Annotated in this window: 6 protein-coding genes; 2 read left to right on the plus strand and 4 right to left on the minus strand. The window is 73.7% G+C overall.

Annotated features, from left to right (window positions below):
• The coding region (locus tag AB0J39_RS37440; RefSeq protein ID WP_363473616.1) for an alpha/beta-hydrolase family protein at positions 1–915 on the plus strand (915 nt) is incomplete at its 5' end.
• Here AB0J39_RS37440 and AB0J39_RS37445 read toward each other — a convergent pair.
• The 3 genes from AB0J39_RS37445 to AB0J39_RS37455 all read right to left on the minus strand — a co-directional run bounded on the left by AB0J39_RS37445 (position 901) and on the right by AB0J39_RS37455 (position 4,052).
• Positions 901–1,491, minus strand: a complete 591-nt coding sequence (locus tag AB0J39_RS37445; protein ID WP_363473619.1) for a TetR/AcrR family transcriptional regulator — start codon at positions 1,489–1,491, stop codon at positions 901–903. The genes AB0J39_RS37440 and AB0J39_RS37445 overlap by 15 nt on opposite strands.
• Positions 1,492–1,518: 27 nt before the next feature.
• Entirely contained in the window at positions 1,519–2,814 is a 1,296-nt protein-coding gene (locus AB0J39_RS37450) for a C39 family peptidase (protein WP_363473622.1), read from the minus strand.
• An 80-nt stretch (positions 2,815–2,894) separates the two neighbouring features.
• On the minus strand, positions 2,895–4,052 hold the full coding sequence (locus AB0J39_RS37455; protein WP_363473625.1) for an acyl-CoA dehydrogenase family protein: 1,158 nt from the start codon (positions 4,050–4,052) through the stop codon (positions 2,895–2,897).
• 38 nt (positions 4,053–4,090) lie between these two features.
• Here AB0J39_RS37455 and AB0J39_RS37460 point away from each other — a divergent pair, with 38 nt between their 5' ends.
• On the plus strand, positions 4,091–5,164 hold the full coding sequence (locus AB0J39_RS37460) for an acyl-CoA dehydrogenase family protein (protein WP_363473628.1): 1,074 nt from the start codon (positions 4,091–4,093) through the stop codon (positions 5,162–5,164).
• Here AB0J39_RS37460 and AB0J39_RS37465 read toward each other — a convergent pair.
• A partial coding sequence (locus tag AB0J39_RS37465; RefSeq protein WP_363473631.1) for an acetyl-CoA C-acyltransferase occupies positions 5,079–6,193 on the minus strand: 1,115 nt, incomplete at its 5' end. The two genes, AB0J39_RS37460 and AB0J39_RS37465, sit on opposite strands and share 86 nt — an antisense overlap.

Here is a 6,193-nt window from a genome sequence, read left to right on the forward strand (position 1 = left end):
GCCCCGATCCGCGTCTACGCCGGGCTCGACTCCGCCGCGACCACGCGCGAACGGGCCGCCCTGGCCGTACGGGAACTGGACCGGACCGGCGCGTTCGGCCGCGCGGTGATCTGCGTGATCACGACGACCGGCACCGGCTGGGTGGACCCGCAGGCGGCCGCCGCCCTGGAGTTCATGTACGGCGGCGACACCGCGCTGGTCTCGATGCAGTACTCCTACCTGCCGAGCTGGCTGTCGTTCCTGGTCGACCGCGACCGGGCCAAGGCGGCCGGGCGGGAGCTGTTCGACCAGGTGTACGCCCGCTGGTCGACGCTGCCCGCGGGGCACCGGCCCAAGCTGCTGGTCTTCGGGGAGAGCCTGGGGGCGTTCGGCGCGGAGTCGGCGTTCGGCGGCGACCGGGACCTGCGTGAGCGCACCGACGGCGCGCTGTTCGTCGGGCCGCCGGACAGCAGCGCGCTGTGGCGGCGGCTCGTCGACGGCCGCGACCCCGGCAGCCGCGAGGCGCTGCCCGTCTACCGGGACGGTGAGACCGTACGCTTCGCCAACCGGCCCTCGGATCTGGACGGCCCGGCATCGTCGTGGAACCCGCCGCGGGTCGTCTACCTGCAGCACCCCTCCGACCCGATCGTGTGGTGGACGCCCCGGCTCGTCCTCACCCGGCCCGACTGGCTGGAGGAGCGCCGCGGCGACGACGTGCTGCCGTGGATCCGGTGGTATCCGTTCGTGACGTTCTGGCAGATCACCGCCGACCTGGTGTTCTCCCTCGACGCGCCGCCGGGGCACGGCCACGACTACGACGGCGAGGTGATCGCCGCGTGGGCGCGGATCGCGCCGCCGTCCGGGTGGGACGACGCGCGGACGGCGGCGCTGACCGCGCTGATCGCGCACCGCCACACCGATTCAGGCCTCCAGTGAATCGATCCAGGCGAGCAGCCGGGCCCCCTCACGCGTCATGATCCCGGGGTCGCGCAGGGCGTTGGCCAGCAGCGACATGCCCTGGTAGGCGCCCACCAGGGTCAGCGCGAGGCCGTCGGGCCCGGGCAGGCCGAGCTCGCGGAACTGCCCCTCCACCCAGTCGAGCAGCAGCCGGATCACCCGGCCCGCCTCCGCGTCCAGGCCGCCCTCGTCGCGTTTGTCCAGCTCGGCGGCGAGCGTGCCGGTCGGGCAGCCCCACCGTGCCGCGACGTCGCGCTGGCCGACCCACGCCTCCACGAGCCCCTTGAGCCGCTCGCGCGGGTCCGGCAGCCGCTCCAGCCGCTCGGTGAGCTCCCCGAGGTGCCGGGCGTGCTCGTCCAGGGCGGCCGCGACGAGCTCGTCCTTGGTCTTGAAGTAGTAGTAGACGTTGCCCACGGGGACGTCGGCGGCGCGGGCGATGTCGGCGATGGTCGTGCGCTCGGCGCCCTGCCGGTGCACGACCTCGGCGGCGGCGGCCATCAGCCGCCGCCGCTTGGCGCTCGCGGCCCGCACCCGGGCACTCGTCGAGTCAGTCACCTGACTGACTATAGGACGTGCTCCGCGTCACCAGTTGGCCGGCAGTCCCGGCGTCGTGGGGGGCAGGGGGCGGTTCTTCGGGTGGATGACGTACACGATCCCGCCGCTGCCGGTGCTGCGGAGCCAGACGTTCTCGAAGTCGGCCCGCGGGTAGACGTGGCGCACCGCCTCGTTGTCGGGCGAGGCGGGGTCGTTGGCGATCACGTCGCCCGTCGCGGTGAAGCCGATGACGACCATGAGGTGACCGTTGGTGCTGTACCCCGCGCCGGGCAGCTCCTCCGCCTTGAACGACTGGGAGGTGACCACGGGGATGCCGGCCCGGATCAGCCGCTCCATCTCGGTCAGCGAGCGGAGCCGGGTCACGAAGCCCTCCAGCCCGTACCGTCCCGCGTACGCGGTGTTGAACGGCCAGTTGCCCGCGCCCTCGTAGGCGTAGTCGTAGGTGTGACGGGCGGCGTAGTCGACCTCGGGGTCGGGGTCGGAGGGGTCGACCCAGGAGGTGTCCTGCTTGCTGGGCCACTTGCCCCAGTAGCCGAGGACCATGGTGGTCGAGGTCGGGCTGCACCACGCCTCTCCCCCGCCGTCCCACTCGGGGTAGTGGCCCTCGTGGACGTTCTGCGAGCGGCGGGGCACGGGCAGCTCCACGCCCCAGGCGATGCCGCCGGGGCTCACCGGGACGGTCGCCCGGTCGGGCACGGCCGACGCCATCGCGCCGAGCGCGCGCACGACCGGCTTCGCGGCCGAGCCCGGCGCGCGGTAGAGCGTGACGCGCAGCTGGTAGGAGGTGATCGCCTTGCCCGCCGCGGCGACGAATGTGTCGACCGAGACGGTGCCGTCGGCGTCCCGTTGCCCGGACAGCGACGTACGGCGGATGTCCTCGTCGCCGGACGCCCAGCGGCCGAGCACGTACCACTTCGTCTGCCCGGCGGCGTGGCGGCCGCGCATCTCGACCTGCAGCCAGCTGCCGGCCGGGACGTCGGCGTTCCAGGAGGCCACCAGCTCGGTGGCGGCGAACCCGACGGGCCGCTCGGCGCCGGTCCACCGGGCGTACTCCCAGGTCTTCGTGCCGAGCGCGTCGGTGTAGGAGATCGTGCCCACGGGGGCGGCGAAGGACAGGGTGTTCCCCGCCTTCACGCCCTCGCGGAGGCCGGGGCCGAAATGGGCCCGCTGGTAGACGACGTCGACGGCGGACGCCGGGGGTCTGGCCGGGGATTCGGCGGAGGCCTCGGCGGCCGTGGCCGGGGCGGCGAGGGCGGAGGTCGTCAGGAGGCCGGACAGGAACACGGACAGGAACACGGACAGGAACACGCTCGGCACGCGCATGGCTCACCTCGGGGTGTCGTCGGCGTCCCCGACGCTAGATACCTGCCGCCCTCCCGCGCATCGGCAGGAATACGTATCCGCTACCGGCGTTCGCGGGGCAACCCCAGCACGCGCTCGCTGATGATGTTGCGCTGGATCTCGTTGGATCCCGCGTAGATGGTGTCGGACCGGGAGAACAGGTAGAGCCGCTGCTCGTCGCTCAGGTCGTACGGCGGGCCGTCGGCGACCATGCCGGCCGCGCCGAGCACGTCCATGGCCAGCTCGCCGAGCTCGCGGTGCCACACGCCCCACACGAGCTTGGAGATGGACGACTCCGGGCCGGGCGCGCCCGCCGCGATGCCCGCCATCGTGCGGACGGCGTTGAGGCGCATGACCTCCAGCCCGATCCAGGAGCGGACGAGCCGGTCGCGCAGCAGGGGGTCGTCGACGGCGCCCGTCCTGCGGGCCAGCGCGATGATCGCCTCCAGCTCGCGGCGGAAGCCCACCTGCCGGCCGAGCGTGGCCACGCCGCGCTCGAAGCCGAGCGTCACCATGGCGATCTTCCAGCCGTCGCCGGGCGCGCCCACGATGTTCGCCGCGTCCGTCACCGCGCCGTCGAAGAACACCTCGTTGAACTCGCTGGTCCCCGTCATCTGCACGATGGGACGGATCTCCACGCCCTCCTGCCGCATGGGCACGAGCAGGTAGGACAGGCCGTGATGACGCGCCGACCCCGGCTCGGTGCGGCAGACCACGAAGCACCAGTCGGCCTCCATCGCCAGGGAGGTCCACACCTTCTGGCCGGTGACCCGCCAGCGGTCGCCGTCCGGCTCGGCGCGGGTCTGCACGCCGGCCAGGTCGGACCCGGCGTTCGGCTCGGAGTAGCCCTGGCACCACAGCTCCCGGGCGGCCACGATCGGCGGCAGGAAGCGGGCGCGCTGCTCGTCGGCGCCGAACGCGATGATCGTCGGGCCGAGCAGGTTCTCGCCGATGTGACCGACCCGTGCGGGCGCGCCGGCCAGCGCGTACTCCTCGTGGAAGACGACCTGCTCCTCGACGCTCGCGCCCCGCCCGCCATACTGCTCGGGCCAGCCCAGGCAGGTCCAGCCGGCCTCGGCCATGTGGCGCTCCCAGGCCAGCCGTACGTCGAACGCCTCGTGCTCGCGGCCGGGCCCGCCCAGCCCCCGGGCGCCGGCGAACGCGCCCGACAGGTTGTCCTCCAGCCAGGCCCGTACCTCTGCCCTGAACGTCTCGGTCACAGCTGACACTCTACCAAACAGTTGTTAGAATGACCGTCATGTTCACCACCGCCGAGCAGGAAGAGCTGCGACGCACCGTACGCGCCCTGCTTGAGCGCAACCCCGCGGCCCGTCCGGCGCCCGACGAGACGCCGGAGTATGACGAGACCGTCTGGCGGCTGCTCGCCGGCCAGGTGGGCGCCTTCGGCCTGGCCGTTCCCGAGAAGCACGGCGGAGCGGGCTTCTCCTACGCCGAGACGCACGTGGTGTGCGAGGAGCTGGGCCGCGCCCTCGCCATGGTGCCCTACCTGGGCTCGGCCGTGCTCACCGCCGAGGCGCTGCTGGCCTGCGGCGCGACCGGAGACCTTCCCGGGATCGCCGGCGGCGGCCTCGTCGGCGCGCTGGCCTGGGCCGAGGGCGGCACGTGGGATGCGGCGGCGGTCCGCGCCCGCGTGGCGGGCGGCCTGCTCACGGGTGTCAAGGAGCACGTGCTCGACGGCGCGCGCGCCGGTCTGTTCGTCGTGCCCGCCCTCACCCCCGAGGGCGGTCTCGGCGTCTACGCGGTGGAGTCCGCCGCTCCGAGGGTGCGGGCCGAGCCGCTGGTCACACTGGACCGGACCCGGCCGCAGGCGCGTGTGACGTTCGACGACGCCCCGGCGCGGCTCCTGAGCGCCGACGGGCACCGCGTGGTGGATCGCCTGCTCGCCGTGGCCGCGACCGCGCTGAGCGCCGAACAGCTCGGCGGGGCGTCACGCTGCCTGGAGATCACGCTGGAGTACGTGAAGACCAGGGAGCAGTTCGGCCGGCCGATCGGCTCGTTCCAGGCGGTCAAGCACCGCCTGGCCGACCTCTACGTGCTGGTCGAGTCGGCCAGGTCGATGAGCTACGACGCGGCCCGCGCGCTCGCCGAGGACGCCGCCGACCTGGCGGTGCGGGCCGCCGCGGCGCAGGCGTACTGCGCCGAGGCGTTCTCCGCGGTGGCGGCCGAGACCGTCCAGCTGCACGGCGGCATCGGCTTCACCTGGGAGCACGAGGCGCACCTGTATTTCAAGCGGGCCCACTCGGCGGCGAAGCTCTTCGGCGACGCCGCCTGGCACCGGGCCCGCCTCGCCCCCGCCGTCCTCGGCGCCTGACCGCGCCTCCGTCCGGCCCCGTGCGGCTCAGGCCCTGACGACAACCGTGTCCACCAGCTTGTCCGCGAGGGTCTGACGCCGGTCGTCCCTCCCACCGCTGGATGATCGCGCCGGTGGCCAGCGCGCCGCCGGCGCAGATGGCGACCATGGCGGTCTCCTGGTCGCGCCGCTCCAGCTCGCCGATCGCGGCGGCGATCAGGCGGATGCCGGTCGCCCCCACGGGGTGGCCGATCGCGATCTCGCCGCCGTTGACGTTGAGCCGGTCCTGGTCGACGCCGTGGACCCGCGCGAACGACATGGGCACCGAGGCGAACGCCTCGTTGACCTCGAACAGGTCGATGTCTCCGATCTTCATGCCGGTGCGGGCGAGCAGCTTCTCGGCGGCCTTGACCGGGCCGTCGAGCAGGAACTCGGTCTCCGCGCCGACCAGGCACTGGGCCACGATGCGGGCGCGCGGGCGCGACCCCAGCTCGCGGGCCCGGTCCTCGTCCACGAGCACGGCCGCGCTCGCGCCGTCGGAGATCTGCGACGCGGTCCCGGGGGTGTGCAGGCCGCCGTCCAGGATCGGCTTGAGCCCCGCCAGTGCCTCCGTGCTCGTCTCCCGCAGCCCTTGGTCCCTGGTGACTGTCGCAAGCCCGTCCTCGCCCGGCACGGTCACGGGGATGATCTGCCCGTCGAACCTGCCCTCGGCCCACGCCCGCGCGGCCCGCTCCTGGGAGCGGAGCCCGAAGGCGTCGAGCTGCTCCCGGGTGAAGCCGCGGCGGCGGGCGATCCGGTCGGCGGCGACGTACTGCGCGGGCATGTCGCGGTCCCACGAGTCCGGCCGGGGCCTGCCGACGCCCTCGCCGACGTTGGCCATCAGCGGCACCCGGGACATCACCTCGACGCCGCACGCCATGCCGACGTCGATCACTCCGGCCGCGATCTGCGCGGCGATCAGGTGCACCGCCTGCTGGGCCGAGCCGCACTGGCAGTCGATCGTGGTCACGCCGGTCCGCTCCGGCAGGCCCGCGTGCAGCCCCGAGAGCC

This window comes from Microbispora sp. NPDC049633, assembly GCF_040675265.1.
GTDB classification, from domain to species: Bacteria; Actinomycetota; Actinomycetes; order Streptosporangiales; family Streptosporangiaceae; genus Microbispora; species Microbispora maris.